The following is a 26,082-nucleotide window of genomic DNA, read 5'->3' as shown; positions in this document are numbered from 1 at the left end:
GGCGGATGCCGGCCAAAGCGCTCGGTCTCTCTCGCGGATCGCGGGCAAAGCGCTAGCCTTTATGGGTCAGAAACGGTCGGGACCCGTCGCCGACCACCGAGGGGTGTGAGGCGCCCCACCACCCGGGGCGCCAGGAGTCGCAGGCGTTCGCCAAAACGCTTGCAGGACACAAGAATTGAGGCGAACAGCGGCCGTGGCCAACATAAGTTCACCATTCGGGCAAAACGAGTGGCTGGTCGAAGAGATGTACCGCAAGTTCCGCGACGACCCCTCCTCGGTCGACGAGAGCTGGCACGAGTTCCTGGTTGACTACAACCCGGAGTCCTCCGGCGAAGCCAGTCAGGACGGCCCGGCCACGAAGGCCAAGCCCGCCGAGACGAAGCAGGTGACCAAGCCCGCGGAACCCAAGCCGGCCGAAGCCAAGCCGGCAGCGCCGCCAAAGCCTGCCCCCGAGCCCGTCAAGCCCGCCCAATCCACCGCCGCGGGCGCCTCGGGCAACGGTGCGCCGACGCCCGCCCAGCCGGCCCCGAAGGCCGCCCCTCCCCCACCCGCCGAGGGTGACGAGGTGCAGGTGCTGCGCGGCGCCGCCGCGGCCGTGGTCAAGAACATGTCGGCGTCGTTGGACGTGCCGACGGCGACCAGTGTGCGCGCCATTCCGGCCAAGCTGCTGATCGACAACCGGATCGTCATCAACAACCAGTTGAAGCGCACCCGCGGCGGCAAGATCTCGTTCACCCACCTGCTGGGCTACGCGCTGGTGCAGGCGGTCAAGCAGTTCCCGAACATGAACCGCCACTACACCGAAGTCGACGGCAAACCCAACGCGGTCACCCCGGCGCACACCAACCTCGGTCTGGCGATCGACCTGCAGGGCAGTAACGGCAAGCGTTCGCTGGTGGTGGCCGGCATCAAGCGGTGCGAAGAACTGCGCTTCGCCGAGTTCGTCTCGGCCTACGAAGACATCGTGCGACGGGCCCGCGACGGCAAGCTGACCGCCGAAGACTTTGGCGGCGTGACGATTTCGTTGACCAACCCCGGCACCATCGGCACCGTGCACTCGGTGCCGCGGCTGATGGCCGGCCAGGGGGCGATCATCGGCGTCGGCGCCATGGAGTACCCGGCCGAGTTCCAGGGCGCGAGCGAGGAACGCATCGCCGAACTGGGCATCGGCAAGCTGATCACCCTGACCTCGACCTATGACCACCGCATCATCCAGGGTGCGGAGTCCGGTGACTTCCTGCGCGCCATCCACCAGATGCTGCTCTCGGACGATTTCTGGGACGAGATCTTCCACGAGCTGAGCATCCCGTACCTGCCGGTGCGCTGGAGCACCGACAACCCGGACTCGATCGTCGACAAGAACGCCCGCGTGATGAACCTCATCGCGGCGTACCGCAACCGCGGCCACCTGATGGCCGACACCGACCCGCTGCGGCTGGACAAGACCCGGTTCCGCAGCCACCCCGACCTCGAGGTGCTGACTCACGGGCTGACGCTCTGGGACCTGGACCGGGTTTTCAAGGTCAGCGGATTCGCCGGCGCCGAGTACAAAAAGCTGCGCGACGTCCTGGGCCTGCTGCGCGACGCGTACTGCCGCCACATCGGCGTCGAGTACACCCACATCCTCGACCCCGAGCAACTGCGCTGGCTGGAAGAGCGCGTCGAAACCAAGCACGTCAAACCGACTGTGGCGCAACAGAAGTACATCCTGAGCCGGCTCAACGCCGCCGAGGCGTTCGAAACGTTCCTGCAGACCAAGTACGTGGGGCAGAAGCGCTTCTCGCTGGAGGGCGCCGAAAGCGTCATCCCGATGATGGACGCCGCGATCGACCAGTGCGCCGAGCACGGCCTGGACGAGGTGGTCATCGGGATGCCGCACCGCGGCCGGCTCAACGTACTGGCCAATATCGTCGGCAAGCCGTACTCGCAGATCTTCAGCGAGTTCGAGGGCAACCTCAACCCGTCGCAGGCGCACGGCTCCGGCGACGTCAAGTACCACCTGGGCGCCACCGGTGTGTACCTGCAGATGTTCGGCGACAACGACATTCAGGTGTCGCTCACCGCCAACCCGTCGCACCTGGAAGCCGTCGACCCCGTCCTGGAAGGCCTCGTGCGGGCCAAGCAGGACCTGCTCAACCACGGCGACACCGACAGCGACGGCGAGAAGGCCTTCTCGGTGGTGCCGATGATGCTGCACGGCGACGCGGCGTTCGCCGGCCAAGGTGTGGTCGCCGAGACGCTGAACCTGGCGCACCTGCCCGGCTACCGGGTAGGCGGCACCATCCACATCATCGTCAACAACCAGATCGGCTTTACCACCGCGCCGGAGTACTCCCGGTCCAGCGAGTACTGCACCGACGTCGCCAAGATGATCGGCGCGCCGATCTTCCACGTCAATGGCGACGACCCGGAGGCGTGCGTGTGGGTGGCTCAGCTGGCCGTCGACTTCCGGCAGCGGTTCCACAAGGACGTCATCATCGACATGCTCTGCTACCGCCGCCGCGGTCACAACGAGGGCGACGACCCGTCGATGACCAACCCGTACATGTACGACGTCGTCGACAACAAGCGCGGCGTGCGTAAGAGCTACACCGAAGCCCTGATCGGCCGCGGCGACATCTCGCTCAAAGAGGCCGAGGACGCGCTGCGCGACTATCAGGGGCAGCTGGAGCGGGTGTTCAACGAGGTCAAGGAGCTGGAGAAGCACGGCGCCCAGCCCAGTGAGTCGGTCGAGTCGCTGCAGATGATCCCGGCCGGCCTGGACACGTCGGTGGACAAGGCGCTGCTGGCCCGCATCGGTGACGCGTTCAAGGCGGTGCCGGAAGGGTTCACCGCTCACCCGCGCGTGCAGCCGGTGCTGGACAAGCGCCGCGAGATGGCTTACGAGGGGAAGATCGACTGGGCCTTCGGTGAGCTGCTGGCGCTGGGTTCGCTGGTGGCCGAAGGCAAGCTGGTCCGGTTCTCCGGCCAGGACACCCGCCGCGGCACGTTCTCGCAGCGGCATTCGGTGATCATCGACCGCAGCACCGGCGCCGAGTTCACTCCGCTGCAGCTGCTGGCGGTGACGAAGGACGGCACCCCCACCGGCGGCAAGTTCCTGGTGTACGACTCGCCGCTGTCGGAATACGCCGCGGTGGGCTTCGAGTACGGCTACACCGTGGGCAACCCGGACGCCGTGGTGCTGTGGGAAGCGCAGTTCGGTGACTTCGTCAACGGCGCGCAGTCGATCATCGACGAGTTCATCAGCTCCGGCGAGGCCAAGTGGGGCCAGCTGTCGACGGTGGTGTTGTTGCTGCCGCACGGACATGAGGGGCAGGGCCCCGACCACACGTCCGGGCGCATCGAGCGCTTCCTGCAGCTGTGGGCCGAGGGGTCAATGACGATCGCGATGCCCTCGACGCCGGCCAACTACTTCCACCTGCTGCGCCGGCACGCGCTGGACGGTGTCAAACGGCCGCTGATCGTGTTCACGCCGAAGTCGATGCTGCGCAACAAGGCCGCGGTCAGCGACATCAAGGAGTTCACCGAGATGAAGTTCCGCTCGGTGATCGAGGAACCCACCTACGAAGAGGGCGACGGCGACCGCAGCAAGGTCACCCGCATCCTGCTGACCAGCGGCAAGCTCTACTACGAGCTGGCCGCGCGCAAGGCCAAGGACAAGCGCGACGACGTAGCGATCGTCCGCCTCGAACAGCTCGCCCCGCTGCCGCGGCGCCGGCTCGACGAGACGCTGAACCGCTACCAGAACGTCAAGCAGTACTTCTGGGTGCAGGAGGAGCCGGCCAACCAGGGCGCCTGGCCGTCGCTGGGGCTGACGCTGCCGGAGGTACTGCCCGAGCGGCTCAGCGGGATCAAGCGGATCTCGCGGCGGGCGATGTCGGCGCCGTCGTCGGGGTCGTCGAAGGTGCATGCGGTGGAGCAGCAGGAGATCATCGACACCGCTTTCGCCTGACGACTTTCTGTCGCGAGCGCCCGCGTTTGTACACGGACACGCCGCGTCGGCTGGCATTTTGCGGACGCTCGCGAGGTGAATGCGGCCCGTCGATCCGGGCCGCTGGTGGGGCAACCCGCACATCAGATCTGGTAAACCCCGGCGATACCGCCTATCCTCGCGCACGCGCGAACCCCACGGTAAGACGGACCGCCGGTACCGGCTAATCTCGACGCTGAGCCAACGACAGGGAGGGTGCTCATGGAGGGGTTCGCCGGAAAGGTCGCCGTCGTCACCGGCGCAGGGTCGGGCATCGGGCAGGCACTGGCGATCGAATTGGGCCGCTCGGGCGCCAGCCTGGCGATCAGCGACATCGACACAGAAGGCCTGGCCGACACCGAGGAGCAGCTCAAGGCGATTGGCGCCCAGGTCAAGGCCGACCGGCTCAACGTCACCGAGCGCGAAAGCTTCCTGCTCTACGCCGACGAGGTCAAAGAGCACTTCGGCAAGGTCAACCAGATCTACAACAACGCCGGCATCGGCCACACCGGCAACGTCGAAGTCGAGCAGTTCAAGGACATCGAACGGGTGATGGACGTCGACTTCTGGGGCGTCGTCAACGGCACCAAGGCGTTCCTGCCGCACCTGATCGCCTCCGGCGACGGGCACGTCATCAATATCTCCAGCGTGTTCGGCCTGTTCTCGGTGCCCGGCTACTCCGCTTACAACGCGGCCAAGTTCGCGGTGCGCGGCTACACCGAGGCGCTGCGCCAGGAGATGCGCCAGAGCGGCCACCGGGTCGGGGTCACCACGGTCCATCCGGGCGGAATCAAGACGGCGATCGCCCGCAACGCCACGGTGGCCGAAGGGCTCGACCGCGACGAGCTGGCCCAGTTGTTCGACAAGCGGCTGGCCAACACCAGCCCGAAGAAGGCCGCCAAGATCATCCTGAACGCGGTGCGCAAGAACAAGGCCCGCGTGCTGGTCGGACCGGACGCCGTCGCGCTGGACATGATGGTGCGGGTAACCGGCTCGAACTACCAGCGGATCGTCGAGCTGGTAACGGGCCGGATCATTCCCAGCTAACGCCCAACTAACGCCCCAGCGGGTGCTCCCCCAGCCACGCGTCGGCTACCACCTGCGGGTCGGCGCCGGCGGCCACCCGGCGCCGCAGGTCGGCCAGCGCCGCCGTGTCCAGCACCCCGGCGATCTCGTTGACCGCCAGCAACTGTCGAGTGCTCAACGCGTTGCGGCGGTACAGCGGCACCACGTTCTCCGCCTGAATCAGCGAGTTCTTACTGCCGTCGGCCAACGCCATCAGGTCCGGCGGAATTCCAGGGTCGGCTGAACTGGCCCACGCCGCGGTCACCTGGCCCGCCCGCAAGGCGGCGAACATCGTCGCGTCATCGGGGAATTCGCGCGGAGCCGGCAACCGGCAGGAACCCACCGAAGTCGGGACTCCACGCCCCGTGACCACACCGACCGCCAGCCCGGCACAGTGCCGGAGCAACAGACTCAGGTCGCTGCCACCCCACGCCGCTGACGTCGCCGGAGTCACGATCAGCGTCGGCTTGTCCTCGGCCGCGGTGGCGTAGTCTCCGGCGGCCACGCCTTCGGGCAGCGCGGCGTTCATGGCCTGGTACACCTGCTTGTCGGACAGCTCCGAAGCACCGGGCTGTAACTGCCGCAACACCCGTCCCGTATAGCCGGGGACGACGGTGAACGCGCCCGCGTCCAACTTGGCCATCGGGTCCGCGGCCGTCTCGGCGTGCGAGGGAAACCCGTACGACCGCAACGCCGAAACGTACAGGGCGGCAAGTACCTTCGAGTCACCGTCGGAGGCGGATCCGACCACCAGATCCCGGGGCCGACCGCCGTCGCCGCCCGAGCAGCCGGCAGCAATCAGCACCAGGCCGAGCAGCAGCGCGGCCAGCCTGCTGATGCTCACACCCAGTCGGGGTCTTCTGCGGCGAGCGCCACCGCGGCAGCCACGGCTTCCCCGACGCGCCGGTCCAGCGGGCTGGGCACGATCCGGTCGATAGCCAGGTCTTCGCTGGCAACCGAATAGATCGCCTCGGCCGCCGCCACCATCATCTTCTCGGTGATGCGGCGCGCGCCGACGTCCAAGGCGCCGCGGAAGATTCCGGGGAAAGCCAGCACGTTGTTGATCTGGTTCGGGAAGTCGCTGCGCCCGGTGGCCACGATCGCCGCGTACTTGGCCGCGATGTCGGGATGGATCTCCGGGTCCGGGTTCGACAGTGCGAACACGATCCCGTCGGGCGCCATGGTGGCGATCGACTCTTCGGGGACCAAGCCTCCGGACACCCCGAGGAAGGCGTCGGCACCGTCGAGGGCCTCGATGAGTCCGCCGGTGCGGCCGCTGGGGTTGGTGCGCCGTGCCAGTTCAACCTTGACGCTGTTCATGTCGTCGCGGCCGCTGTGCACAATGCCCCGCGAGTCCAGCACGGTGATGTCTGAAACGCCCATGGCCAGAAGCAGATTCGTGCATGCGACACCGGCGGCTCCGGCGCCGGAGACCACCACCCGCAGCGTGGCCATGTCGCGGCCCAGCACCTTGGCGGCGCCCATCAGGGCCGCGAGCGAAACCACCGCCGTGCCGTGTTGGTCGTCGTGCATCACCGGGCAGTCCAGCGCCTCGATGACGCGCCGTTCGATCTCGAAGCAGCGCGGCGCCGAGATGTCCTCGAGGTTGACGGCGCCGAACGTCGGACGCAGCCGCACGAGGGTTTCGACGATCTCGTCGGGATCCTTCGTGTCGAGCACGATCGGGATGGCATTCAGCCCGCCGTATTCCTTGAACAGCGCGCACTTGCCTTCCATCACCGGCAGTGACGCGGCCGGGCCGATGTCACCCAGGCCGAGTACCGCGGTGCCGTCGCTGACGACGGCGACCAGCCGGCTGGCCCAGGTGTAGCGGCCGGCCAGGGTCGCGTCGGTGGCGATCGCCCGACTGACCTGCGCCACGCCCGGGGTGTAGGCCAGCGACAGCGCACGCTGGGTGTCGAGCGGAGAGGTCAGGCCTACCGATAGCTTGCCGCCTTCGTGTGCAGCAAAGATTTCGTCATCCGTGATGATGAGTTGGGAGCTCTCGAGGGTTTCTGACACGGCACTCAGACTACTCAGCCTGGCTATCAATCCAGAATCGCTATCCATACAGACGCGTGGCTCCCATTTCAGCGCGTTGGGTCAGCCCGTGACGACCCTCGGCGGGCACCACGCGTCGAACAGGAGAACAGAGGAAATCGCCGCCGATGCAGCGCATGTATGGCCCGCCGCTTTCCCGCAGGAAAGAGGAAATAACCGCCGCATCGACTACGCTCGCGTCCCGCGCGAGCCCGGCCAACTGCGCGGGCAGACGCAAAATCCCCCAGGAGCACTAGCTCCCAGGGGATTTTGCGTCTGCTCGCGCTGACTCAGATCAGCTTCAGCTCGGTGACTGCGTTGCGCTCGTCGGCCAGCTCCGCGGTGGACTTGTCGATCCGGGCGCGGGAGAAGTCGTCGATCTCGAGCCCCTGCACGATCGACCAGTCGCCGTCCTTGGTGGTCACCGGGAACGACGACACGATCCCTTCCGGCACGCCGTAGGAACCGTCGGAGTAGACGGCCATCGACACCCAGTCGCCGTCGGGGCTGCCCAGCAGCCAGGAGCGGGCCGCATCGACGGTGGCCGACGCGGCCGAGGCGGCCGAGGAGGCGCCACGGGCGTCGATGATGGCCGCACCGCGCTTGGCGACGGTGGGGATGAAGTCGTTCTCGATCCAGTCCTGGTCGTTGACCACCTCGGCGGCGTTCTTGCCGCCCACTTCGGCGTGGAAGATGTCGGGGTACTGGGTGGCGGAGTGGTTGCCCCAGATCGTCATCTTCTTGATGTCTGTGACCTTGGCACCGGTCTTACGGGCCAGCTGGGAGATGGCCCGGTTGTGGTCCAGCCGGGTCAGCGCGGAGAACCGCTCCTTCGGGATGTCGGGGGCGTTGCTCAGCGCGATCAGCGCGTTGGTGTTGGCCGGGTTGCCGGTCACCCCGATGCGCACGTCGTCGGCGGCGACCGAGTTCAGCGCCTTTCCCTGAGCGGTGAAGATCGCGCCGTTGGCTTCCAGCAGGTCACCGCGCTCCATGCCCGGGCCGCGCGGCCGGGCACCGACCAGCAGAGCCAGGTTCACGCCGTCGAAGATCTTGTTGGCGTCGGCGCCGATCTCCACCCCGGCCAGCAGCGGGAACGCGCAGTCGTCCAGTTCCATCACCACGCCCTCGAGCGCCTTGAGTGCCGGCTCGATCTCCAGCAGACGCAGCTCTATCGGACGGTCCGGGCCCAGCAGCGAGCCGCTGGCCAGGCGGAACAACAGGCTGTAGCCGATCTGGCCGGCGGCACCGGTGACGGCAACCTTGAGAGGACTCGCGCTCACGTCGGTTCTGCTCCTTTGGGTAAGACGGGTTCGCGTCGAAACTAGCGCACCGCCGCCGCCGCGGAATCGCCGGTCCGTTGCGCAGCTGGGAATCACCTGCTTACAGCACCGTTTATTCGGTCCGGGCGCGTACCATGACACCGCCTGTAGACCGGCGCTGTGATTGGAGGTGGAAATGTTCCCAGGGTTTGACGCATTGCCTGAAGCTCTGCGGCCCGTCGCCCGAAACCGCCAGCAGCACGTCCACCCGGTTGCCAATCCGCCGGCCCAAACGCTGGTCGATTGCGGCGTCTACGTCGACGGACACCGGCTGCCCGGCCGGTTCACCCCCGCCGAGGCGCTGGCCAAGGTCCGCGAGATCGAGCGGGACGGCCAGAGCGCCTTCGCCTGGATCGGGCTGCACGAGCCCGACGGAGCGCAGATGCAGGAGGTCGCCGACGCCTACGGTCTGCACCCGTTGGCCGTGGAGGACGCCGTGGTCGCCCACCAGCGGCCCAAGCTGGAGCGCTACGACGACTCCCTGTTCCTGGTGCTCAAGACCGTCAACTACGTCCCGCACGAGTCGGTGGCGCGGGCCCGCGAGATCGTCGAAACCGGCGAGATCATGATTTTCGTCGGCACCGAATTCGTGGTCACCGTCCGCCATGGCGAGCACGGCGGACTGCACGAGGTCCGCAAGCGGATGGATTGCGCCCCCGAGCACTTGCGTCTGGGCCCGTATGCGGTGATGCACGCGATCGCCGACTACGTGGTGGACCATTACCTCGGGGTCACCAGCTTGATGGAAGACGACGTCGACGCCATCGAGGTGGTCGCCTTCGCGCCCGGCAAGAAGATCGACGTCGAACCGATCTATCTGCTCAAGCGCGAAGTGGTGGAGCTGCGCCGGTGTGTGGCGCCGCTGTCAGGTGCATTCCAGCGTATGCAGGTCGAGAACAAGGACTTGATCAACAAAGAAGTCCGCCGCTATCTGCGTGACGTCGCCGACCACCAGACCCAGGCTGCCGAGCAGATCGCCAGCTACGACGACATGCTCAACTCGCTGGTGCAGGCCGCGCTGGCCCGGGTCGGGATGCAGCAGAACATGGACATGCGCAAGATATCGGCCTGGGCCGGTATCATCGCGGTGCCCACCATGGTTGCCGGGATTTACGGTATGAACTTCCACTTCATGCCGGAGCTCGATTCACGGTGGGGCTACCCCTCGGTGATCGCCGCCATGGTGGTGATCTGTATCGCCCTATACTTCAGTTTCCGTCGCCGCGACTGGCTCTAGATACCCTCCGCACGCCTTGAGTGGGTATTCCACGACGCGTCATCAGCGTGTCGCGTCGCACGATTCCCACTCGGCGGGTCCGGTCAACCCGGTTGTGCGGCAGGGCGGTTCGGGTCCAGCACGTCCACGCCGTCATTCAGCCAGGCCTCGCGCATGGCCGCCGCGCCCTTGAGCCGCACCCAGGCCGCCTCGTTAGCGGTCAGCGGCGTCGCGGACAAGAATTGCACCGGCTCGCGCGGCGGCTCCAGTGGCAAATCGGGAACGTCGCTGTGCCCCAACAACACTGCGGTGAACGGAGCCCCCGACCACAACGGTGCGCCGAGGTCGATCAACGCGTCAGGCACCAGCACCAGTCCGTCGACGGCCGGGGTGGCCGCCAGGATCGCCATGGTGCGCACCATGCCGGTGATCGGGCCCGGATCACGCAGGGCCAGCACCACTTCGGCGCGCGGACCGCGCAGGTGGTCGGTGACCATCTCAGTCGGGTCGGTCATCGGATACCGCGAGCACCCCAGCGACGCATAATGCACCACTTCGCCCCGGAATCGAAGCACCTCGATGGGTTCGGCGCCGAGGAACGTCACGCTCGCCGAATCAGGCTCGGCGTCGTAGTGGCTGGAAAGATGCGCACGGACAGCGTCGAGAATCATCGAACGACAGGCACCGTCAGGTTGACACCGGAGTCGGCGTCGAAGACGGCGACTTTGGCGGGGTCGAAGGCCAATTCGATCGGCTGCCCGATCGCAGCCTTCGACTCGGTGGGAACCCTTGCCACAAACCGGTTCTCATGAACCTCGGATTCGGCGGCAACCTCGTCCAACCGGGCCGAGTGGACCTGCGGCCCCGTGGTGGTGAAGTACACATACTTGTCAGAGCCCAGAGACTCGACCAGGTCGACGGTCACCTCGAAGATCAGCGAACTGATCCGCTGGTATCCGTCGATCAGTGCCGCGTCCTGGATGTGCTCGGGCCGCAATCCCACGATGACGTTCTCCGGCTTGGGGTGCCCGGCGATCACCTGCTGAACTTCCGGTGCCAGCGCCACCTCACCGAACGACAGCGTCAGCCCGAACGGCGTCAGCGTGGCCGGGAAGAAATTCATCGCCGGGGAGCCGATGAAGCCGGCCACGAACAGATTCGCAGGCCGCTCGTAAAGTTCAGTGGGCGTGCCGATCTGCTGTGCGACACCACCATGCATCACCACCACCCGGTCCCCCAGCGTCATGGCCTCGGTCTGGTCGTGGGTGACGTAGACGGTGGTGGTGCCCAGCCGCTTCTGCAGGCGCGCGATCTCGCCGCGCATCTGCACCCGCAGCTTGGCATCCAGGTTTGACAGTGGCTCGTCCATCAGGAAAGCCTTGGGCTGACGCACAATTGCCCGGCCCATCGCCACCCGCTGGCGCTGGCCACCCGACAACTGCGAAGGACGGCGATCCAGCAGTTCGGTCAGATCCAGGATTCGAGCGGTCTCCTCAACCTTCTGGGCGATGTCGGCTTTCTTCATCTTGGCCAACGTCAGGGGAAAGGCGATGTTCTGCCGGACTGTCATATGCGGATACAGCGCGTAGGACTGGAACACCATGGCGATATCGCGGTCCTTGGGCGCCTTCTCGTTCACCCGCTCACCACCGATGCGCAACTCGCCCGACGAGATATTCTCAAGTCCAGCAATCATGTTCAGCGTAGTGGTTTTGCCGCAGCCGGACGGTCCGACCAGGATCAGGAACTCGCCGTCGGCGATGGTGATGCTGAGATCCTGCACCGCGGTATGACCGTCGGGGTAGCTCTTCTTGACGTGTTCCAGCACAATCTCGGCCATCGCGCTATCCCTTCACAGCCCCAGAGGTCAACCCGGCGACGATCCGCCGTTGAAAGATCAGGACGAAGACAATGATCGGGATCGTGATCACGATCGCGCCGGCCGCGATCGACCCGGTCGGTTCCTCGAATTGCGAACTGCCGGTGAAGTTCGCGATCGCCACCGGCGCGGTGATCGCCGCCTTGGTAGCGGTCAGCGACAGCGCCAGCAGCAGGTCGTTCCAGGCGAAGATGAAGACGAGGATCGCCGCCGTCACCAGACCCGGAGCCGCCAACGGGACGATCACCTTGACGAACGCCTGCCCGGGCGTGGCGCCATCCATCTTGGCCGCCTTCTCCAAATCCCAAGGTATATCCCGGAAGAACGCTGACAGGGTGTAAATCGCAAGCGGCAGCGCGAACGTGATGTACGGCAGGATCAGCCCCGGCCAGGTGTCGAACAACCCGACCGCGCGTTCGATGTCGAACAACGGAGTCACCAGAGAGATCGCGGGAAACATGGTGATCAACAGCGTCATCGCAATCAGGGCGCGCTTGCCGGGGAAGTCCAGCCGGGCCACCGCATAGGCCGCCATCGCGCCGAGCACCACCGCGATCACGGTTGTGGTCAGCCCGATTCCAATCGAGTTGACCAGCGCCGAGCTGAAGAAGTCCCCCCGGAAAATGCCGCGGTAGTTGTCCAGCGTTACCGAAGACGGAATCAGCTTGCCGTCCTTGACCATTGAACTCGGCTTGAGCGACAAGCTGAGGATCCAGAGCACCGGCAGCAGCGCGTACGCCACCACCAGCACGTCGATCACGACCCAGAACGTGGCGCGCCTCAACGAATCACCGGCCATCGGCGTCACTTCCGGGCGCTGCTGCGCCGAACAGTTTGATGAAGACGAGCGCGATGATGCCCACACACGCGAAGATCAGCACACTGATCGCCGATCCCAACCCCACGTTGAAGCCCTTGAACAGGTTGTCGTAGCCCAGGATTGACACCGATCCGGTGTTGTTGGCGCCGGCCGTCAGCACGTAGATGTTGTCGAAGATCCGGAACGCGTCCAAGGTCCGGAACAGCAGCGCCACCACCACCGCCGGCTTGATGATCGGCAAGGTGATCCTGGTCAGCCGCCGCCACCCGTTCGCGCCGTCGACCTCTGCCGCCTTCAGCAGGTCCTCCGGTACCAGCGCCAACCCGGCCAGCAGCAGCAGCGCCATGAACGGTGTCGTCTTCCAGACCTCGGCGATCACCACCACGCCGAGCGATGGAATCTGTTGCGTCAGAGGCGCACTGCCGTCGGGCAGCAGGCTGGCCAGGTAACCGGTGCCCGGCGTCCAGGCGTAGTACCAGCTGTAGGACGCGACCACGGTGACGATGCCGTACGGGATCAGGACCGCGGTGCGCACCAGTCCTTTGCCGATCAGCGTGCGGTGCATGACCAGCGCCAGCGACAGTCCGAGCACGAACTCGATCGTCACCGAGACCACGGTGATCCCCAGCGTCACCCCCAGCGCGGTCCACCAGTACCGGTCGGTCAGGATGGTCTGGTAGTTGCCCAGGCCGATGAACGCGGTGTCGCTGGGGGTGGCTAAGTTGTTGCGCTGCATGCTCAACCACAGTGCGTAACCGATCGGGTAGGCCGTCACCGCCAGCATCAGAGTCACCGCCGGCGCGACGAGGAAGTACGCCAACCGCCGTTCTGTCACGGCAGCAGACCCTTGCCGTCGATTGCCTTCTGCACCTGAACCACGAGTTCGTCGGCCGTGCGTTCCGGGTCGATCGCCGTGATCGGGCTCAGCACGGAGGCCATCCGGATCGACACAGCTTGGTAGGCCGGTGTCGCGGGCCGCACCGCGGCGTCGGTGAGCTGCTGGCGGATGATGCCGTACATCGGGTACTTCGACTGGAACTGCGGGTCGGAGTACAGCGAGGTCCGAACCGGGGGCAGTCCGCCCTCGATCGCGATGTACTTCTGGTTCTGCAGACTGCGCATGCACCGGAGGGCCTCGAACGCTTCACGGGGATGCCGGGTGGTCCTGGCCACCGCCAGATTCAATCCGCCGATGGTCACTTTGGCCGGCTGCCCCGGCGCCACCGCCGGGTATCGCGCGAAGCCGAACACCTTCTGGCTGGCCGCGTAGGCGATGTTGAACTGCTCGTCACTGGGCGCGAATGTGCCGACGCCGTTGATGCTGCCGGCCATTGCCGGTTCGCGGTTCAGCGGCAAGAAAGCCACCCCGCCTTTCACCGCGTTCTCCAGCAGAGAGGCGAAGACGTAGGGCCAGTTGACCTCCAGTGCCGCCTTGCCCTGTTCTACCGCCAATCGTGCGGCGCCCTCGTCGCTGCGGGTGATCGACGGGTCCGCACCCGGCGCGGTCGCCACTGACTTCAGGATCCGCAGTGCAGCCACGGCGGCCGCCCGGTGTTCGGGAGTATCGGTCAGTGTGACGCGCTTGCCGTCCTCGGAGAGCACCTGTCCGCCGGCACTGACCAGCAGCGTGTTGAACCACACCACCAGACCTTCGGCCTCGTTGGCCTGCACGGCGATCCAGCTGGGCTCACCGGCCGTGTGCAAGCGGCCCGCCTCGGCCACCATGGCAGTCCAATCACGAGGTGGCTGACTCACCAAATCTGTTCGATACCAGAGCAATTGAGTGTTCGTCGTAACCGGCGCGCCGTAGAAGCGCCCCTTCCAGCTCGCGGACTTCAGCGGGCCCGGCAAGGTATCGCCGGTCGCGTCGGACTCGGTCAGTCCGGACGGGTCGTCGGACAGGGGCAGCGCCCAACCCGCTTCGGCGAACTCCGCCGTCCACACCACGTCGAGCGCCATCACGTCCAAGGTGTCGTCGTGCCCGGTCAGCCGCCGCGAAAGCTGTAGCCGTTGCTGGTCGGGCGATCTGGCCAGGCTCACGTGCTGGATGCGATACCGGCCAGCCGCCTGGTCCGTGCAGCGTTGCGCGACGGCGGTGAACGTCGCGCCGTCAGTGGCCGGCGTGTAGAAGCTGATGACCAGGCCGTGATCGCCGGATCCGCAGCCCGAGACCACCGACGCGGCGCTCAGCACCGCCAGTGCGGCCAGCCTGCACCGCCTCGCGCGACGGTTCACCAGTCAGATCGCCAAACGCGCCAGCAGATCCCGCGCTTTCTCGGCGTTCTGGGGGTCGCACAGCACGTCATAGCGGCCGGCAACCAGTTGCATCGTCGAGCTGAAGTCCCTGGTGCCACGCGCCATGGCGTACGGGACGGCTGAGGTGATCAGCCCGAAGAAAACCCCGGCGACCAGGCCGGTGATCAGCGCGCCCCACGGATTCGGGCTGAAGAAGCCGAGCACCAGGCCGATGAACAGACCGAGCCAGGCGCCGCTGAGCACCCCTCCTCCGAGTACCTTGCCCCAGGTCAACCGGCCGGTGACACGCTCCACCTGCATCAGGTCCACACCGACGATGGTCACCTGCTGGACGGGAAAGTCCTGATCGGACAGGTAGTCGACGGCGCGTTGGGCCTCGGCGTAGGTGGGGTACGAACCGACCGGCCACCCTTTGGGCGGCGTCGGCAGTCCGGGCACATTACGTCGACCCGAGGCGCCACCGGCGGGTGGTTGTCCGGGTTGGAATGGGCTAGTCATCGGTACCTCATTCTCCTCCTGCCCGCCTTTACCCAAGCCATCGTTCCATCTCGGCTACCAGGGCGCACTATCCGCACCCGGGGCCCGCACATTTTGCCTGGCCGGGACCCGGCCGGAGCGGCCGATGTCGCCGCGGTACCCGACGGCCGCACATACGCTACGTTCATCACCATGACAGCTCCCGGCGACTCCTCCGGCGAGGGCAACGACAGCGCGCCGCAACCCGCTTCTGAGCAGACGCAAGCCGCTGAGCAGCCGTTATCCGATGCTCCGTGGGCTTCGCTGCCGTCGTCCCCGGTCGTGGACTATCCACCCCCGGTGGACTACCCGCCCACCCAGGCCGCGCCCCTGCCCGCGTACCCGCCTGACCCGGCAGCCGGATACCCGCCTGGGCCGGCGGCCGGGTTTGGACCCGACCCTGCGGCGGTGGGCTACCCACCACCCAGTCCGCCCTTCGGCTACACACCGCCCGGGTACCAGCCGTACGGTGCAGCACCGCAAGGCTTCGGCGCCCCGGCGTCCTACCCTTCGCCCCTGCCCATGCCCGGCCCGTACGGCTCCTATTCCGGTGGCTACTACCCGGGGCCGGATTACGGCGGCGGCTACGGGGCAATGCAGGCCGGCACAAACACCATGGCGATCATCTCGCTGGTCGCCGGCGTCCTCGGCATCTTCTGCTGCGTCAGCTCGATCGTGGGCATTGTGTGCGGAACGGTCGGGATCAACCAGATCAAGCAGACCCGCGAAGACGGCTTCGGCCTGGCGGTGGCCGGCATCGTGATCAGCGCTGCCACTCTGTTGGTCTACTTCATCGCCGTGATGTTCAGCCTCGGCTCCCGCTAGTGCCAGAAGCGCCGACGGTGGCGACCCCAGAGCGCCGCTAGCCCCAACCTGCCGTCCCGACGCCCGCTGCCTACGCTCTGTCCTATGGCGTCGGTCAACAGGGTGTACGTGGCACGGCTGCCGCGGATGATGGTGCTCGGCCCACTCGGCGAGTCCTTCGGGCGCGTCCGCGACGTCGTGATCAGCATCAGCATCGTCCGCCAGCAACCCCGCGTGCTGGGCCTGGTCGTCGATCTCGCCACGCGGCGCAGCATTTTCATCCCGATCCTGCGGGTCGCCGCCGTCGAGCCCAACGCGGTGACACTGAGCAGCGGCAACGTGTCCCTGCGCCATTTCGAGCAGCGCCCCGGCGAGGTGCTGGCGATGGGACAGGTGCTCGACACCCGGGTCCGGGTCAACGACCCCGACCTGCCGGATCTGGCGGGCGTCGACGTCGTGGTAGCCGATCTGGGCATCGAGCAGACCCGCACCCGCGACTGGGTGGTCACCAAGGTGGCCGTGCGCACCCAACGTCGGCTGGGCCGTCGCGGTCCGGTGCACGTCGTGGACTGGCAGAACGTGCAGGGGCTGACGCCGTCGGCCCTGGCCATGCCGGGACAGGGCGTGGCACAACTCCTCGACCAGTTCGAGGGACGACGGGCCGTCGACGTCGCCGATGCCATCCGCGGGCTTCCCACCAAACGTCGCTACGAGGTGTTCAAGGCGCTCGACGACAACCGGCTCGCCGACATCCTGCAGGAGCTGCCGGAACTCGATCAGGCTGAGGTGCTGAGGCACCTGGGCACCGACCGCGCGGCCGACGTGCTCGAGGAGATGGATCCCGACGACGCCGCCGACGTGCTGGGTGTGCTGAATCCGACCGACGCCGAGGTGTTATTGACCCGTATGGATCCCGACGACTCCGACCCGGTGCGACGACTGCTCACGCACTCCCCCGACACGGCCGGCGGTTTGATGACCTCCGACCCGGTGGTGCTCACCCCGGACACCTCGGTGGCCGAGGCACTGGCCCGGCTGCGTGATCCCGACCTGACCCCGGCGCTGGCATCGATGGTGTTCGTGACGCGCCCACCGACTGCCACCCCGACCGGCCATTACCTGGGCTGCGTACACCTGCAGCGGTTGCTGCGTGACCCACCGTCGGAACTGGTCGGGGGGATCGTCGACACCGACCTGCTCACGCTGTCCCCGGAGACCGAGTTGAGCGCCGTCACACGCTATTTCGCCGCCTACAACCTGGTGTGCGGTCCGGTTGTCGACGACCAGAACCACCTGCTGGGCGCGGTCACCGTCGATGACCTGCTGGACCATCTGCTGCCGCATGACTGGCGCGTGGACGTCCAACAGCTCGATCCCGCCGGCCGGCCGCCTCGAACCGGAGATGTCTTGTGAGCAAGTCGCAAACGCCGCGGCGGCTGTACACGCCGCGGACCTCGCGCCGCTACACGCCGCGGTTGGACCCGGAGACGGTGGGGCAGTTCACCGAATCCATCGCGAGGTTTTTCGGAACCGGCCGCTATCTTCTGCTCCAGACGATCCTGGTGATCCTGTGGATTGCGATCAACATGCTCGCCATTCAATGGCAGTGGGATCCATACCCATTCATCCTGCTCAACCTGGCCTTTTCCACCCAGGCCGCCTACGCCGCCCCCCTGATCCTGCTCGCTCAGAACCGGCAGGAGAACCGCGACCGGGTCGCGCTGGAAGAAGACCGGCGCCGCGCGGCACAGACCAAAGCCGACACCGAATACCTTGCCCGTGAACTCGCCGCGCTGCGACTGGCCGTCGGCGAGGTCCCAACCCGCGACTATCTGCGTCACGAGCTGGAGAGCCTGAGGAACCTACTGGCGGACAAACAGACGGCGGTGCCGGACGGCGCTGAGCGCCGTGCTAAGAAAACCACCTGAGAATCGGCTTTGCGGCATTGCGCAACTCCCGTGACGAGAGTTATGTATGGTGATCTAGTTCACGAAGCTAACAAGTAGTCAGTTTCCCGGCGGCTCACAGAATTTGAGGACGGTCGAGGTGCATATAGGGGGACGCTGGGCTGACAACCCGGCTGTCGCAAAGGTGCGGCATACAGCACTACGCGTTACCCGCGCCCCCGTCTTCGGCGTCGCCATGATCTCTCCCCTGATCTTCGCCAGCGCCGTCGGTGCTGCCGCGCCCTCGTTCCACGGAAAAAATCCGCATCGCGCCGCCATCGCGCCGGTGGCCGCGGTTGGGCCCGCCCCGCACATCGACCTGTCCGGTCCCACCGTCATCTCCATCCAGCGAGTGCCCACCAGCTTCCACGTCGCGGCGGCCACCAGTTCCGCACCGCCGCCTCCCACCGTCGTGAATACCCCTGGCACGCTTGGCATTCCGATCATGGCCCTGTCGGCATATCGCAACGCCGAGCAGAAGATGGCCACCGCGCAACCGGCTTGCGGAGTCAGCTGGAACCTGCTCGCCGGCATCGGACGCATCGAGTCGGGCCACGCGGGCGGCGGCGCCGTGGATGCGCGTGGCACCGCGACCAACCCGATCTACGGTCCTGCCCTGGACGGCACGCTGCCCGGCAACGAGGTCATCATGCAGCGAGACCAGGGCAACCGCGTGACGTACGCACGTGCCATGGGTCCGATGCAATTCCTGCCCGGCACCTGGGCGCGCTATGCCGTCGACGGTGACGGCGACGGCATACCCGACCCGCAGAACCTGTTCGACGCCACCCTGGCCGCCGCCCGCTACCTGTGCAGCGGCAACCTCAACCTGCGCGATCCGCAGCAAGTCATGGCCTCGATCCTGCGCTACAACAATTCGATGTCCTACGCCCAGAACGTGCTCGGCTGGGCCGCCGCCTACGCCACGGGCGTGGTTCCGGTCGACCTGCCGCCGATCACCGGCCCACCGCCGCCGATCGGGGACGCGCACCTCGAGCATCCCGAAGGGCTCGGGCCGAACCTGCCGCTCAACGTCACCGGTCTTGGCGTCGGCGACCCGATGGGTCAGCACATGCCGCTGATCGACTTCGGCCAGCCGCAGATCCTCTCCCAGTACCCGACGTCGATGTTCCCGAACCCGCAGACGCCCATGTGGCCGTGGATGCCACCCGCCCAGGTGCCGCAGCCCGCCCCGGTGGCCACCCCCGGCTGCACGCTGATCTGCATCAGTTCACAAACCCCCGACTCGCTGCCGCCAGGCGGCGCACCGATTCCCAATGGCGGCATCGTCATCGCACCCGCGGCGCCCCCGGCTCCTCCGGCCGCACCGGCGTTCCCCGACCCGTTCGCACCTCCGCCGCTGCCCCCGGCGGCGCCGCCCGCGCCACCTGCAGCCCCCGCTCCGGCGGCGCCGGCGGCACCGGCCACCCGGGCGCCCAACGGCGCACCGGTGCCCAAGCCGGCCGGTCCGGCGCAGCCGAGCCCGCCGGCTCCCGGCGAACCGGTGCTCGCCCCCGTCAGCTGACCGTCGGCCAGGTCCTGGGTCCACGACGCCTACACTCGGCGTTGATGTCCGCAACCCAAGATGACGCAACCGATCTGACTACAGCCATCCGCTCGGCCCTGGGCAAGGTGATCGATCCGGAACTACGCCGCCCCATCACCGAGCTCGGGATGGTCAAGAGCATCGACTTGGGCCCGGAGGGCTCGGTCCACGTCCAGATCTACCTGACCACCGCCGCTTGCCCGAAGAAGACTGAGATCAGCGAGCGGGTCACCAGCGCTGTCGCCGATGTCCCCGGCACCGGGGCCGTCAAGGTCAGCCTGGATGTGATGAGCGACGAGCAACGCACCGAGCTGCGCAAGCAGTTGCGCGGCGATGCCGCCGAACCCGTCATCCCGTTCGCCCAGCCCAGTTCGCTGACGCGGGTTTATGCCGTGGCGTCCGGCAAGGGCGGCGTCGGCAAGTCCACGGTCACGGTCAACCTGGCCGCCGCGATGGCGGCGCGCGGCCTGGCCGTCGGTCTGCTGGACGCCGACATCCACGGCCATTCGATTCCCCGGATGATGGGCACCACCGATCGGCCCACACAGGTCGAGTCGATGATCCTGCCGCCTATCGCCCATGAGGTGAAGGTCATTTCGATCGCCCAGTTCACCAAGGACAACACCCCGGTGGTGTGGCGCGGGCCGATGCTGCACCGCGCGCTGCAGCAGTTCCTGTCCGACGTGTACTGGGGCGATCTGGACGTGCTGCTGCTCGACCTGCCGCCCGGCACCGGCGACGTCGCCATCTCGCTGGCGCAGCTGCTGCCCAACGCCGAGATCCTGGTGGTGACCACACCCCAGCTGGCGGCCGCCGAGGTGGCCGAACGGGCGGGCAGCATCGCGATCCAGACGCGCCAGCGCATCGCGGGTGTGGTGGAGAACATGTCCGGACTCACGCTGCCGGACGGCACCACGATGCAGGTGTTCGGCGAGGGCGGCGGTCAGCAGGTCGCCGAGCGGTTATCGCGCGCGGTGGGCGCGGACGTGCCGCTGCTCGGTCAGATCCCGCTGGACCCCGCACTGGTCGCTGCCGGCGACACCGGGGTGCCCATGGTGCTCAGCACGCCGGACTCCGCGGTGGGCAAGGAACTGGCCCGCATCGCCGACGGCCTGTCGTCCCGTCGCCGCGGCCTGGCGGGCATGTCGCTAGGCCTGGACCCGACCCGCCGCCCCTAGCGCGACCAGACGCAAAAGCACCTCGGAGCGGACGCTCCCGGGGGCTTTTGCGTCTGCTCGAGCGCCTAAGTGGCGTCGGTGTCGAAGGGGGTGCGGTCGGGGGCTCCGGGCGGAGCCGGTGGCTCCGGCCTAGCCGGCGACTCGGGCTTATCCGACGCCGGCGCGTCGAAGTTGCCGGTGAAAATCGAATCGTCACCATCGAGCAGGTGCTTGGTGAGCGCCGCGCGCGGAGTCATACCCCGCAACTTCTGCAGCTCGCTGAGTTGACCGCGGATGTCGTCGAACTCCGGGCCCATGTCCTCCCGCAGCTGATTGGACACGCCGCTGAGGTAGTCGCGCGCCTGCCGCAGCGCGCCCGCCGTCCAGCGGATCGCGCCCGGCAATCGCTCCGGTCCAAGGACCACCAGCCCGACCACGACGAGTACCAGCATCTCCCCCCAGCCGATGTTGGCGAACATCAGGTCGGAGGGTGATGACCCGCCGCGCCCGGCTGCGCCGCGCTTGCGATCATCGGGAGCCGATGGTGATGACCCGCCGCGCCCGGCTGCGCCGCGCTTGCGATCATCACGAGCTGGTGTCGGGGTCAGGCTTGACGGTCAGAGTGACGTGACGCCCGTCGCGGACCACCTCGATCTGCGCGTCCTGGCCGATGGTCAGTTGCCGCACCGCGACGACGGCTTCGTCGGAGTCGGCGACTTTACGGCCCCCGATCTTGACGATCACGTCGTTCTCCAGGATTCCGCCCTTCTGCGCGGGTCCCCCGGCCTTCACGTTGGCCACCTGCGCGCCGGAGGCGATCGCGTTGCTTACCGACCGGGTGCTGATACCCAGCGTCGGGTGCAGGATCTTGCCGTCCTTGATCAGCGTCTGCGCGACTAGCTTCATCTCGTTGACCGGGATTGCGAAGCCCAGCCCGCTGGCGCTGTCGGACAGCGACTTGCCGGCGGTGTTGATCCCGATTACCTGGGAGTCCATGTCGATCAGCGGACCGCCGGAGTTGCCGTGGTTGATTGAGGCGTCGGTCTGAAGGGCGTCGATAACGGTGTCGGTATCGGAGCCCTCCCCCGACAGCGGTACCGGGCGGTGCAGTGCGCTGATGATGCCGTGCGTCACCGTGCTGCGCAGACCCAGCGGAGCGCCGGCCGCGATCACCTCGTCGCCGACCCGCACCTTGTCGGAGTCACCGAGGCGGGCCACGCTCAGGTTGTCGACGTTGTCGACTTTCAGCACGGCCAGGTCGGTTTTGGGGTCGCGCCCGACCAGGCTGGCAGGCACTTCCTTGCCGTCGTTGAACACCACCGTGGTCTTGAACTGGCTGGGGTTGTTGGCAGCTTCGGAGATGACGTGGTTGTTGGTGACGATGTAGCCGCGACCGTCGATGACGACCCCGGAGCCCTGCATTCCCTCCTGGTCGCTCTTGGACTCGATGGTCACCACCGAGTCGGCGACCGCGGCCGCCACCTTGGTGAACCGGCCGGCCGGCTCTTCGGCGTTACCGGCGGTCGACAGTGTCACCTTGGACGTGGTGAAGGCTTCCACCACCTCGGCGGTCTTGCGGCCGATCACACCGCCGATCGCACCGATCACCAGGGCGATGATCAGCAGCACCGCCAGCGCGAGGTAGGACACCTTGCCGCCGAACAGCACGTCGCGAACACCGAGCTTGCCGGTGTGGCGCAAATCGCCGTGGGTGACGACCGGCGGCAGCGCCGGGGTGCCCAGCGCGGCGGCCGCGGCGGGATCGCGCCACGGATCCTCAGGTTCGTCGGCCTCACCGTTCTTCTCACCGGCCAGCGCGGCGGCGTCGATGGGATGGCGCTGCAGCGTCTCGGTGCCGCCGAAGGGACGGCCGAAGGCCTCGGCGAGCACCGGGTCGGCCGGCTGCTCGTGCGGGCGGAACTCCGACTGGTCCCGGTACTTCTGCGGACGCACGCGATCAGCGACAAATGAGCCCTGTTGCCCGGACGGGCGGCCGAACGCCTGACGCGACGCGGGGTCGACCGGTGGCCGGTAGATGGGACGCGGTGCCAGCCGTTCGGTGTCCTGGCCGCTGTTGTTGCCTTGGTCGGAGGTCACGGTTCCTCTTCTAGATCCGTCTCGGAGCCCGGCACCGGGCCGGCCGTATGCGCAGCAAAGGACCGCACGGTCCTGGAAATCCTGTTGATGCCCACCCTAGTATCCACCGATCCCGGTCGGTCGCCATGAACGCACGCAACGGCCCGCGCGGGGAACGCAAACCTCAAGCTAACGGCGCTTCCGCTGATCGTCGCGCTCGGCGAAGTTGTCCGAGAGCGGCAGCGCATCGTCGTGCGGGTAGTGCGGAATCTCGGACAGCAACCCCAACAGCGAACTGGGTATGCGGATCGGGTGTGAGTCGCGCAGCGCCGCTCGCGCGCGGCTGTGATCGTCGACTTCGGCCGCGCACTGGGGACACAGCGACAGGTGGTGCGCGGCCCGCAGATGGGCGTTCATCCGCAGCTCACCGTCGACGAAAGCCGCAATGGCCTCAATCGAGAGGTGCTCAGTAGACCGGAACTGGCGGGGCGCGCCTACCGGCGCGTCGCTCTGGGAGGCGAATTGAGCGGGGAGCCACGAGAACGCGCGCCGGAACACATCTCCCCGGTCGGCCATCACCAGCTCCCTCCGCGCCCTTGTAAGCCTTTTGTATCTCGAATGTAGCGCGGTGTGCTGCTTGATAACCATGATCGGCCCTTCAAACCCCGGAATTTGGGATCAGTTGGCAACCGTGCGGTGGCCGAAACGATGATTCGGCCGCCTCCGGCGACTTAGCTGGCCGCCCGCATCGAGCGGTCGTCGTGCAGGCCGAGTTCGGGATGGGCGGCCAGGTAGTCGCGCAGCGCCTGTCGCCCGCGGTGGATTCGGCTGCGCACCGTGCCCAGCTTGACGCCCAGGGTGGCGCCGATCTCCTCGTAGGACAGCCCTTCGATATCGCACAGGACCACTGCGGCACGGAATTCCGGCGGCAGCGAATCGAGCGCGGCTTGCAGGTCCGGACCCAATCGCGAGTCGTGGTAAATCTGCTCGGGGTTGGGCTCGTCGGCGGGCACCCGGTCGTAGTCCTCGGGCAGCGCCTCCATCCGGATGCGCGCCCGGCGGCGGACCATGTCGAGGAACAGGTTAGTCGTGATGCGGTGCAGCCAGCCCTCGAAAGTGCCGGGTTGGTAGTTCTGGACCGACCGGAACACCCTGATGAACGTCTCCTGCGTCAGGTCCTCGGCGTCGTGCTGGTTGCCCGAGAGACGGTATGCCAGCCGGTACACCCGGTCGGCGTGCTGACGCACCAGCTCATCCCAGGACGGCATGGTGGTCTTGTCGCCGGTCGCGTCGAAAATCGCGGTGCCGAGCAACGTGTCAGATGGTTCCACCCAGTCGTCATCGGCAACCTGTTGCGGGTGCGACATGGTGGTCGGGCTCAAAGTGGTGATGGTGTGTTCCTCCGGTTGTCCCCTGCCCTGCAGGGTCGCCAGTTCTTCACTCGACGAAACACGAAGTTCCCACCTTGTATTCCCGCCGTCCTCGCTCCAGAGTGCGCCGCGTTCCATACGGCCTACCGTCGCCTACCCGAGTGTGGGCGAGGTATGAGCAGTCTGAGCTTTAGCTGAGAAACCATACTGTTACCTGCGATTTCCAGCGGTTATTGAGTTTGCTGTGACCTCGGTCCCGGCGCACTTCCCGGGCGTGTCGCCGGCTGCCCCGACGGGCGCGCCTGAGCGACGGGTCCACCGGTTGGGCATACTCTGCGGACATGGAGGGCACGTCCAACACCAGCGACGAGACCGGTCACGCGACACGCAGCAGGGCGGATTCGCTTGTGGCGCACGCCGAAGGGTCGATTTCTGAAGATGCGATCCTCGCCGGTGCCCGGGAACGCGCCGTGGACAGCGGTGCCGGCGCCGTCACGCCCGCGGTCGGCGCGCTGCTGAGCCTGCTGGCGAAACTGAGCGGCGGCAAGGCGGTCGCCGAGGTCGGGACCGGGGCCGGGGTCAGCGGGTTGTGGTTGCTGTCGGGCATGAGCGACGACGGCGTCCTGACCACCATCGATATCGAACCGGAATATGTCCGGCTGGCCCGGCAGGCCTTCGCCGAGGCGCAGATCGGGCCGTCACGCACCCGGCTGATCAGCGGACGAGCCCAGGAAGTGCTCACCCGCCTCGCCGACGATTCCTACGACCTGGTGTTCATCGACGCTGACCCGATCGACCAGCCGGAGTACGTGGTCGAAGGGGTCCGGTTGTTGCGATCCGGCGGCGTCATCGTCGTGCACCGGGCGGCGCTGGGCGGTCGCGCCGGTGATCCTGAAGCGCGGGACGCCGAGGTGGCCGCGGTGCGCGAAGCGGCCCGGTTGATCGCCGAGGACGAACGCCTGACGCCGGCGCTGATACCGCTGGGTGACGGGCTGCTGGCCGCCGTCCGCGACTGAATCAGGCGCCGAGCAGCGTTTCGGCGAGCGCGAACGGGAAGTGCACGGTGGCCGTGGTGACCTCGCGAACGCCGTCACGCACCGCATTCACAATGGTCGCCGGGTTGCCGGTGAGCACTGCGGCCCCGAGGTCGTAGCCGGCGTACTGCGGCGCCGTGACGAAGTTTCGCACGTCGACGAATAACTGGGTGGGCAGGCTGGCGGGTCCGACGGGCACCCCGTCATAGCTCACCATCGTCCAGCCGGTAGCGGGACTGCCCTGCACCACCACGACACCGGTGTTCGGCAGCGTGCGGGTGAGCAGGAACAGTGGGTTGGGGTTGTCGACCATCATCATGGTGCCGGTCTCGATGGTCAGGGCACTGGAATAGGCGACGACGGCATGGCTGGGATCCGCCGCCCCGACGTTGTACATGGTCTGCACCGCGCTGTTGAACCCGGCAGCGAAATTCAGTCCGGTCGGGTTGGTGGAGAGCGGGACCAGCATCGGGAAGGCGGGCAGTCCGAGCGTCCACACCAGTGGGCCGCCCAAGTACAGCAAGCCCGCCGGGATCTGCGGCAGGTCTTCGAACAAGCCGGCATTGATCTCATTGAGGCCGGGCAGCACCAGCGCCGCCGGCTGTCCCGCGTAGGCCACCAGCGCCGCGGCGGTTTCCTGCGTTCTGAGCATCTGCGAGTCGAAGATCCCGCCGAAAATGCCCTGCCCATTGAGCACGTTGGCGATATTGGCGGCCTGCAGAACGCCCGTCGCGTCCAGCGGGGGGCCGGGTACCGCTGTGTCGAGAAGACCGGCCACGTTGCTCGCCGTCTGGCCGTGCCGGACGAACTCGATGGTGACCAGCTGGTCGTTGAGGACCGGAACGGTGGAACCGCCCAGGCCGATGAACAGGCCGGGGAATCCGCGGGTCCCGAAGGCTCCGGTAGGGGTACCCCCCCCCCCCCCCCCGCCGTACCCGCCGTCGCCGAACAACAGCGCCTGGCCGCCGGCGCCGCCCGCACCGCCAGGGTCGGCCATGAGCAACCCCGCACCGCCCAGGCCGCCCCGGCCGCCATTGCCCATCAGCAACCCGACCGGACTGAATTTCG

23 protein-coding genes are annotated in these 26,082 nt (G+C 67.1%); 9 read left to right on the top strand and 14 right to left on the bottom strand.

The genetic code is table 11. The features are described 5' to 3' along the window. Positions 1 to 193: 193 nt before the first annotated feature. Together AWC08_RS08020 and AWC08_RS08015 are read left to right on the top strand one after the other, a co-directional pair. Complete coding sequence (locus AWC08_RS08020) at positions 194 to 3,952, top strand: multifunctional oxoglutarate decarboxylase/oxoglutarate dehydrogenase thiamine pyrophosphate-binding subunit/dihydrolipoyllysine-residue succinyltransferase subunit (protein WP_069434111.1); 3,759 nt, start codon at positions 194 to 196, stop codon at positions 3,950 to 3,952. Between the two features lie 240 nt (positions 3,953 to 4,192). Then, a complete protein-coding gene (locus AWC08_RS08015) occupies positions 4,193 to 5,017 on the top strand; it encodes an SDR family NAD(P)-dependent oxidoreductase (RefSeq protein ID WP_065137279.1) in 825 nt (274 codons plus the stop codon). A 7-nt stretch (positions 5,018 to 5,024) separates the two neighbouring features. Here the strand turns inward: AWC08_RS08015 and AWC08_RS08010 are convergent, their stop codons facing one another. From AWC08_RS08010 to AWC08_RS08000, 3 genes are all read right to left on the bottom strand, one after another. Then, the gene (locus AWC08_RS08010; RefSeq protein WP_069434112.1) at positions 5,025 to 5,879 is read right to left on the bottom strand and encodes a glycine betaine ABC transporter substrate-binding protein; all 855 of its coding nucleotides are present in this window, start codon (positions 5,877 to 5,879) and stop codon (positions 5,025 to 5,027) included. Further along, the gene (locus AWC08_RS08005; protein WP_069434113.1) at positions 5,876 to 7,057 is read right to left on the bottom strand and encodes an NAD(P)-dependent malic enzyme; all 1,182 of its coding nucleotides are present in this window, start codon (positions 7,055 to 7,057) and stop codon (positions 5,876 to 5,878) included. The genes AWC08_RS08010 and AWC08_RS08005 overlap by 4 nt, the downstream gene beginning before the upstream one ends. A gap of 308 nt (positions 7,058 to 7,365) precedes the next feature. Then, on the bottom strand, positions 7,366 to 8,355 hold the full coding sequence (locus tag AWC08_RS08000) for a malate dehydrogenase (RefSeq protein WP_069434114.1): 990 nt from the start codon (positions 8,353 to 8,355) through the stop codon (positions 7,366 to 7,368). Positions 8,356 to 8,530: 175 nt separating this feature from the next. Between AWC08_RS08000 and corA the strand changes: the two genes are divergently transcribed. After that, positions 8,531 to 9,631: a magnesium/cobalt transporter CorA gene (gene corA / locus AWC08_RS07995; RefSeq protein ID WP_069434117.1), complete on the top strand. Its 1,101-nt coding sequence runs from the start codon at positions 8,531 to 8,533 to the stop codon at positions 9,629 to 9,631. An 83-nt stretch (positions 9,632 to 9,714) separates the two neighbouring features. Here corA and AWC08_RS07990 read toward each other — a convergent pair whose 3' ends face one another. From AWC08_RS07990 to AWC08_RS07965, 6 genes are read right to left on the bottom strand one after another with little or no spacing between them, the layout of a single operon-like run. Continuing rightward, on the bottom strand, positions 9,715 to 10,281 hold the full coding sequence (locus AWC08_RS07990; RefSeq protein WP_065137275.1) for a suppressor of fused domain protein: 567 nt from the start codon (positions 10,279 to 10,281) through the stop codon (positions 9,715 to 9,717). Continuing rightward, positions 10,278 to 11,450 carry an ABC transporter ATP-binding protein gene (locus tag AWC08_RS07985; protein ID WP_065137274.1) on the bottom strand — a complete coding sequence of 391 codons (1,173 nt, stop codon included), beginning with the start codon at positions 11,448 to 11,450 and terminating at the stop codon, positions 10,278 to 10,280. Before AWC08_RS07985 ends, AWC08_RS07990 begins: the two co-directional genes overlap by 4 nt. Positions 11,451 to 11,454: 4 nt before the next feature. Beyond that, the gene (locus tag AWC08_RS07980; RefSeq protein ID WP_069434115.1) at positions 11,455 to 12,288 is read right to left on the bottom strand and encodes a carbohydrate ABC transporter permease; all 834 of its coding nucleotides are present in this window, start codon (positions 12,286 to 12,288) and stop codon (positions 11,455 to 11,457) included. Beyond that, positions 12,278 to 13,144: a carbohydrate ABC transporter permease gene (locus tag AWC08_RS07975; RefSeq protein ID WP_065137272.1), complete on the bottom strand. Its 867-nt coding sequence runs from the start codon at positions 13,142 to 13,144 to the stop codon at positions 12,278 to 12,280. The genes AWC08_RS07980 and AWC08_RS07975 overlap by 11 nt, the downstream gene beginning before the upstream one ends. Further along, a complete protein-coding gene (locus tag AWC08_RS07970; RefSeq protein WP_069434116.1) occupies positions 13,141 to 14,547 on the bottom strand; it encodes an extracellular solute-binding protein in 1,407 nt (468 codons plus the stop codon). The genes AWC08_RS07975 and AWC08_RS07970 overlap by 4 nt, the downstream gene beginning before the upstream one ends. Continuing rightward, positions 14,548 to 15,063 carry a YflT domain-containing protein gene (locus tag AWC08_RS07965; RefSeq protein WP_065137270.1) on the bottom strand — a complete coding sequence of 172 codons (516 nt, stop codon included), beginning with the start codon at positions 15,061 to 15,063 and terminating at the stop codon, positions 14,548 to 14,550. A gap of 171 nt (positions 15,064 to 15,234) precedes the next feature. On the opposite strand from AWC08_RS07965, the gene AWC08_RS07960 reads away from it, so the two are divergent. The 5 genes from AWC08_RS07960 (at position 15,235) to AWC08_RS07940 (ending at position 20,555) form a co-directional block, all read left to right on the top strand. After that, complete coding sequence (locus AWC08_RS07960; RefSeq protein WP_069434118.1) at positions 15,235 to 15,906, top strand: DUF4190 domain-containing protein; 672 nt, start codon at positions 15,235 to 15,237, stop codon at positions 15,904 to 15,906. Positions 15,907 to 15,990: 84 nt separating this feature from the next. Next, positions 15,991 to 17,298: a magnesium transporter MgtE N-terminal domain-containing protein gene (locus AWC08_RS07955; RefSeq protein WP_085087642.1), complete on the top strand. Its 1,308-nt coding sequence runs from the start codon at positions 15,991 to 15,993 to the stop codon at positions 17,296 to 17,298. Then, positions 17,295 to 17,813: a DUF1003 domain-containing protein gene (locus AWC08_RS07950; RefSeq protein ID WP_069435405.1), complete on the top strand. Its 519-nt coding sequence runs from the start codon at positions 17,295 to 17,297 to the stop codon at positions 17,811 to 17,813. Before AWC08_RS07955 ends, AWC08_RS07950 begins: the two co-directional genes overlap by 4 nt. A 118-nt stretch (positions 17,814 to 17,931) precedes the next feature. Then, positions 17,932 to 19,356: a lytic transglycosylase domain-containing protein gene (locus AWC08_RS07945; protein ID WP_069435404.1), complete on the top strand. Its 1,425-nt coding sequence runs from the start codon at positions 17,932 to 17,934 to the stop codon at positions 19,354 to 19,356. 44 nt (positions 19,357 to 19,400) lie between these two features. Beyond that, complete coding sequence (locus AWC08_RS07940) at positions 19,401 to 20,555, top strand: Mrp/NBP35 family ATP-binding protein (RefSeq protein WP_065137287.1); 1,155 nt, start codon at positions 19,401 to 19,403, stop codon at positions 20,553 to 20,555. 65 nt (positions 20,556 to 20,620) lie between these two features. Here AWC08_RS07940 and tatB read toward each other — a convergent pair whose 3' ends face one another. From tatB to sigE, 4 genes are all read right to left on the bottom strand, one after another. After that, positions 20,621 to 21,013: a Sec-independent protein translocase protein TatB gene (gene tatB / locus AWC08_RS07935; protein ID WP_069435403.1), complete on the bottom strand. Its 393-nt coding sequence runs from the start codon at positions 21,011 to 21,013 to the stop codon at positions 20,621 to 20,623. Between the two features lie 106 nt (positions 21,014 to 21,119). After that, positions 21,120 to 22,631 (bottom strand): serine protease HtrA, encoded by a 1,512-nt coding sequence (htrA, locus tag AWC08_RS07930; protein ID WP_065137265.1) that lies wholly within the window; start codon positions 22,629 to 22,631, stop codon positions 21,120 to 21,122. Positions 22,632 to 22,799: 168 nt separating this feature from the next. After that, positions 22,800 to 23,186: an anti-sigma E factor RseA gene (rseA, locus tag AWC08_RS07925; RefSeq protein ID WP_065137286.1), complete on the bottom strand. Its 387-nt coding sequence runs from the start codon at positions 23,184 to 23,186 to the stop codon at positions 22,800 to 22,802. Positions 23,187 to 23,341: 155 nt separating this feature from the next. After that, positions 23,342 to 24,118, bottom strand: a complete 777-nt coding sequence (sigE, locus tag AWC08_RS07920; protein WP_085087639.1) for an RNA polymerase sigma factor SigE — start codon at positions 24,116 to 24,118, stop codon at positions 23,342 to 23,344. 203 nt (positions 24,119 to 24,321) lie between these two features. Here sigE and AWC08_RS07915 point away from each other — a divergent pair, with 203 nt between their 5' ends. Beyond that, entirely contained in the window at positions 24,322 to 24,996 is a 675-nt protein-coding gene (locus AWC08_RS07915; RefSeq protein WP_065137263.1) for an O-methyltransferase, read from the top strand. Position 24,997: 1 nt separating this feature from the next. On the opposite strand, the gene AWC08_RS07910 is transcribed toward AWC08_RS07915, so the two are convergent. Beyond that, on the bottom strand, positions 24,998 to 26,082 hold a 1,085-nt coding region (locus AWC08_RS07910; protein ID WP_142283467.1), incomplete at its 5' end, for a histidine phosphatase family protein.

Origin of the sequence: Mycobacterium gordonae, from assembly GCF_002101675.1 — a bacterium.
Lineage (GTDB): Bacteria > Actinomycetota > Actinomycetes > Mycobacteriales > Mycobacteriaceae > Mycobacterium > Mycobacterium gordonae.
The sequence above is the reverse complement of the archived record's forward strand: the minus strand, read 5'-3'. Positions and strand labels throughout refer to the sequence as shown.

Bases quoted from the DNA above. Each gene is read 5' to 3' on its own strand.
- AWC08_RS08015 (WP_065137279.1), top strand. From the start codon at position 4,193: ATGGAGGGGTTCGCCGGAAAGGTCGCCGTCGTCACCGGCGCAGGGTCG.
- corA (WP_069434117.1), top strand. From the start codon at position 8,531: ATGTTCCCAGGGTTTGACGCATTGCCTGAAGCTCTGCGGCCCGTCGCC.
- AWC08_RS07990 (WP_065137275.1), bottom strand. From the start codon at position 10,281: ATGATTCTCGACGCTGTCCGTGCGCATCTTTCCAGCCACTACGACGCC.
- AWC08_RS07985 (WP_065137274.1), bottom strand. From the start codon at position 11,450: ATGGCCGAGATTGTGCTGGAACACGTCAAGAAGAGCTACCCCGACGGT.
- AWC08_RS07980 (WP_069434115.1), bottom strand. From the start codon at position 12,288: ATGGCCGGTGATTCGTTGAGGCGCGCCACGTTCTGGGTCGTGATCGAC.
- AWC08_RS07965 (WP_065137270.1), bottom strand. From the start codon at position 15,063: ATGACTAGCCCATTCCAACCCGGACAACCACCCGCCGGTGGCGCCTCG.
- AWC08_RS07960 (WP_069434118.1), top strand. From the start codon at position 15,235: ATGACAGCTCCCGGCGACTCCTCCGGCGAGGGCAACGACAGCGCGCCG.
- AWC08_RS07955 (WP_085087642.1), top strand. From the start codon at position 15,991: ATGGCGTCGGTCAACAGGGTGTACGTGGCACGGCTGCCGCGGATGATG.
- AWC08_RS07940 (WP_065137287.1), top strand. From the start codon at position 19,401: ATGTCCGCAACCCAAGATGACGCAACCGATCTGACTACAGCCATCCGC.
- tatB (WP_069435403.1), bottom strand. From the start codon at position 21,013: ATGTTCGCCAACATCGGCTGGGGGGAGATGCTGGTACTCGTCGTGGTC.
- rseA (WP_065137286.1), bottom strand. From the start codon at position 23,186: ATGGCCGACCGGGGAGATGTGTTCCGGCGCGCGTTCTCGTGGCTCCCC.
- sigE (WP_085087639.1), bottom strand. From the start codon at position 24,118: ATGGAACGCGGCGCACTCTGGAGCGAGGACGGCGGGAATACAAGGTGG.
- AWC08_RS07915 (WP_065137263.1), top strand. From the start codon at position 24,322: ATGGAGGGCACGTCCAACACCAGCGACGAGACCGGTCACGCGACACGC.